General features: G+C 61.4%; 3 protein-coding genes and 1 pseudogene. All 4 read right to left on the reverse strand.

From position 1 onward, the window contains the following. Nucleotides 1–53 precede the first annotated feature (53 nt). Entirely contained in the window at nucleotides 54–1478 is a 1425-nt protein-coding gene (locus tag HT737_RS21100) for a gamma-aminobutyraldehyde dehydrogenase (RefSeq protein WP_182403939.1), read from the reverse strand. 164 nt (nucleotides 1479–1642) lie between these two features. Beyond that, nucleotides 1643–2452: an ABC transporter permease gene (locus HT737_RS21105; protein WP_047292776.1), complete on the reverse strand. Its 810-nt coding sequence runs from the start codon at nucleotides 2450–2452 to the stop codon at nucleotides 1643–1645. Beyond that, nucleotides 2442–3378 (reverse strand): annotated as a pseudogene (locus HT737_RS21110) (ABC transporter permease). The gene HT737_RS21105 and the pseudogene HT737_RS21110 overlap by 11 nt, the downstream one beginning before the upstream one ends. 1 nt (nucleotide 3379) lies before the next feature. Next, complete coding sequence (locus tag HT737_RS21115; protein ID WP_121183867.1) at nucleotides 3380–4417, reverse strand: ABC transporter ATP-binding protein; 1038 nt, start codon at nucleotides 4415–4417, stop codon at nucleotides 3380–3382. Between the last annotated feature and the right edge of the window lie 116 nt (nucleotides 4418–4533).

Here is a 4533-nt window from a genome sequence, read left to right on the forward strand (position 1 = left end):
CTCCCACAAGAGCTGCATTGAACCTTGTGGGAGCTGGCTTGCCAGCGATGCTTTTAGTGCTTGAACATCACATGCCGGACCGTGGTGTAGTCCTCCAGCCCATACATGGACATGTCCTTGCCATAACCGGACAATTTCTGACCGCCATGGGGCATTTCGCTGACGAGCATGAAGTGCGTGTTGACCCAGGTGCAGCCGTACTGCAACCGCGCGGACAAGCGATGCGCGCGTCCGACGTCCGCCGTCCACACCGAGGAGGCGAGGCCGTAGTCGGAATCGTTGGCCCACTCCAGCGCCTGCGCTTCATCGGTGAACTTGGTCACCGACACCACCGGCCCGAACACTTCGCGGCGCACGATTTCGTCATCCTGCTGTGCATCCGCCAGCACCGTCGGTTCGAAGAAGAAGCCGTTGCCTTCCACAGCCTTGCCGCCGGTGATCAAGCGAATGTGCGGCTGCGCCACGGCACGTTCGACAAAACCAGCGACGCGGTCGCGATGTTGCGCAGTGATCAACGGCCCAAGCTCAGTCGATGGATCATCCTGCAAGCCATACTTGATGCTGCTGACCGCCGCGCCGAGCTTCTCGACGAATTTTTCGTAAATGCCCTGCTGCGCATAGATCCGGCACGCGGCGGTGCAGTCCTGCCCGGCGTTGTAGAAACCAAAGGTGCGAATACCTTCCACCGCAGCATCGATATCGGCGTCGTCGAAGATGATCACCGGCGCCTTGCCGCCCAGTTCCATGTGCAGGCGTTTGACGCTGTCGGCGGTGCTGGAAATGATGTTCGAGCCTGTGGCAATCGAGCCGGTCAGCGACACCATGCGCACTTTCGGATGCGTGACCAACGGGCTGCCGACGGCAGGGCCGCGACCGAACACCAGATTGAGTACACCGGCCGGGAAGATGTCCGACGCCAGTTCGGCCAGACGCAACGCGGTCAGCGGGGTTTGTTCCGACGGCTTGAGCACCACGGTATTACCGGCAGCGAGGGCCGGGGCGATTTTCCAGGCGACCATCATCAGCGGGTAGTTCCACGGCGCAATCGAGGCGATCACGCCCACCGGGTCGCGGCGAATCATTGAGGTGTGGCCGGGCAGGTATTCACCACCGGCAGAACCGCTCATGCAACGGCTGGCGCCGGCGAAGAAACGGAACACGTCGGCAATCGCCGGAATCTCGTCGTTCAGCGCAGCGCTGTAGGGTTTGCCGCAGTTGTCCGATTCCAGTTTGGCCAGTTCTTCGCCGTGGGCTTCGATGGCGTCGGCGAGTTTGAGCAGCAGCAGCGAACGGTCTTTCGGTGTGGTTTGCGACCACTCGGCGAACGCGTTATCGGCGGCGCGCACGGCGGCATCGACCTGGGCCTCGGAGGCTTCATTGATTTCCACCAGTACGCTGCCGAGCGCCGGGTTGAGCACCGGTTGCGCCGGGCCTTCGCCGTTGACCAGGTGGCCGTTGATCAAGAGTCTGGTTTGCATTTCATTGTCCTCGCTAACACTTTTATTGTTCTGTCCGAATCGAGATCCCTGTGGGAGCGAGCTTGCTCGCGAAAGCGGTGCGCCAGTCGACATCAATGTTGGATGTCATGGCCTCTTCGCGAGCAAGCTCGCTCCCACAGGGGGAAAGTGGTGTCTGTCATGAATTATTTGCCACCGCTACCGGCGACACTCTCGCCACCCCGGGTCAGGTAATACGCTCCTAGGATCGGCAGCATGGTCACCATCATCACCAGCATCGCGACGACATTGGTCACCGGCACGTCTCGAGGACGGCTGAGTTGATTGAGCAACCACAGCGGCAATGTGCGCTCATGCCCGGCGGTAAACGTGGTGACGATGATTTCGTCGAACGACAGCGCAAAGGCGAGCATGCCGCCGGCCAACAGCGCCGAGCCGAGGTTCGGCAGGATGATGTAGCGGAAGGTCTGCCAGCCATCGGCACCCAGATCCATCGAGGCCTCGATCAAGCTGTGCGAAGTACGCCGAAGGCGGGCGATGACGTTGTTGTAGACGATCACCACGCAGAACGTCGCGTGACCAACAATGATGGTGAACATCCCCGGCTCGATCCCCAGCGTCTTGAACGTCGCCAGCAGCGCGATCCCGGTGATGATCCCCGGCAACGCAATCGGCAAGATCAGCATCAGCGAAATGCCCTGCTTGCCGAAGAAGTCCCGTCGATACAGCGCGGCTGAAGCCAATGTGCCGAGCACCATCGCAATCAGCGTGGCGATAGCGGCAATCTGCAGCGAGAGCTTGATCGCCTCCAGCACGTCCGGCCGCGAAAACGCCACGCTGAACCAGTGCAGGGTGAAGCCCTTTGGCGGAAAGCTGAACGCCGCTTCCTCGGTGTTGAAGGCGTAAAGGAAGATGATCAGGATCGGGAAGTGCAGAAATACCAACCCGCCCCAGGCTGCGATGCGCAGACCGATAGAGGCTTTTTCAGAGTGCATCGAAGGCCCCCAGTCGTTTGACGATGGACAGGTAAATGGCGATCAACACAATCGGCACCAGCGTGAATGCCGCCGCCATCGGCATGTTGCCGATCGCGCCTTGCTGGGCGTAGACCATGCTGCCGACGAAGTAGCCCGGCGGGCCGACCAGTTGCGGCACGATGAAGTCGCCCAGAGTCAGGGAAAAAAGTGAAGATCGAGCCGGCAGCAATACCCGGCACCGACAGCGGCAGAATCACCTGCATGAAGGTCTGGCGCGGCTTGGCCCCGAGGTCGGCGGAGGCCTGCAGCAGCGACGGCGGCAGGCGCTCCAGCGAGGCCTGAATCGGCAGGATCATGAACGGCAACCAGATATAGACAAAGACCATGAAGCGTCCCAGATGCGAGGTCGACAAGGTGCTGCCGCCGACCCCGGGAATGCCGAGGATGAACTGCAACACCGGCTCCAGCCCCAGATGCTGCACGAACCACTGCGCCACGCCGCCCTTGGCCAGCAGCAACGTCCACGCATAGGCCTTGACGATGTAACTGGCCCACATCGGCAGCATCACCGCGATGTAGAAAAACGCCTTGGTCTTGCCCGTGGTGTAGCGGGCCATGTAATAGGCAATCGGGAACGCGACGATGGCGCTGGCGATCGACACCACGATGGCCATGCTCAGCGTGCGCAGGATGATGTCGAAGTTCGACGGCTGGAACAGCGCGGCAAAATTGGCCAGGGTCAGGTCAGGGGTGACCGCCATGGTGAAGTCGTCGAAGGTGTAGAAACCCTGCCACAACAGCACCAGCAGCGAGCCGAGGTAGATCGCGCCAAACCACAGCAATGGCGGCACCAGCAGCAGCGACAGATACAGATTCGGCTTGCGATAGAGCAGGTTGGAAAATCGCCGCAAGGGCGGTGCTTGAGTCATTGCGAGCGTGCTCATCTCACACCCCGCTCGAGACAGTGTCGTGCAGCGCAATCATGGCTTCCCGCGCCCAGCGTGCACGCAGACGCTGGCCGGTCTGGTGCTGCGCGCTGCTGTCGATCCACTGATTGTTGGCGTGGCTGATGCTCAGGGTCTGGCCGTTTTCCAGGGTCAGTTCATAGCGCGTCGCGCTGCCCTGATACTGGATGTCATGCAGCACGCCACTGACTTCGATTTCGTGGCTGGCCAGCGGGCCGTCGGCGAAGCGCACGTGCTCGGGGCGAATCGAAAACGGCTGCGGATGACCGCTGAGCTGGCGCGCCAGGTCGCCGCGAATCACATTGGAAGTGCCGACGAATTCGGCGACGAAGGTGGTGGTCGGTTTCATGTACAGATTGCGCGGGGTGTCGACCTGTTCGATGCGGCCCTTGTTGAACACCGCCACGCGGTCGGACATCGACAGCGCCTCGGTCTGGTCGTGTGTGACGAAGATGAAGGTAATGCCGAGCTGGCGTTGCAGCTTCTTCAGTTCGCTCTGCATCTGCTCGCGCAGTTTCAGGTCGAGGGCGCCGAGCGGCTCGTCGAGCAGCAGCACGCGCGGGCGATTGACCAAGGCGCGGGCGAGGGCGACACGCTGGCGCTGACCGCCGGACAACTGCACCGGTTTGCGTGCGCCATAACCACCGAGCGCGACCATGTCCAACGCCTCTTCGGCGCGCTTGTGGCGCTCGGTTTTACTCACGCCTTTGACCTTCAAGCCGTAGGCGACGTTGTCCAGCACGTTCATGTGCGGGAACAGCGCGTAGTCCTGGAAGACGGTGTTTACATCACGTTGATACGGCGGCAGACCGGCCGCTTCAGCGCCGTGAATGCGGATCGAGCCGGCGCTCGGTTGTTCGAACCCGGCGATCAGGCGCAGGCAGGTGGTTTTGCCCGAGCCGGATGGGCCGAGCATGGAAAAGAACTCGCCGTCCTGGATATCGATGGAAACCCGGTCAACGGCCTTCACCTCGCCGAACTGCCGGGAAACGTTGGTGAACTGGACTGCAAGCGTCATGGTGCGGTGCTCCGGTAAAGCAGGCTTTCAAAGAATGATCAGGTGTTGCGTCGAAAAGATCGCAGCCTGCGGCAGCTCCTATAGGAGAGCGGTGTCCATTGATGTAGGAGCTGCCG

This window comes from Pseudomonas sp. MD195_PC81_125, from assembly GCF_014060985.1.
Classification (GTDB): Bacteria; Pseudomonadota; Gammaproteobacteria; order Pseudomonadales; family Pseudomonadaceae; genus Aquipseudomonas; species Aquipseudomonas parakoreensis.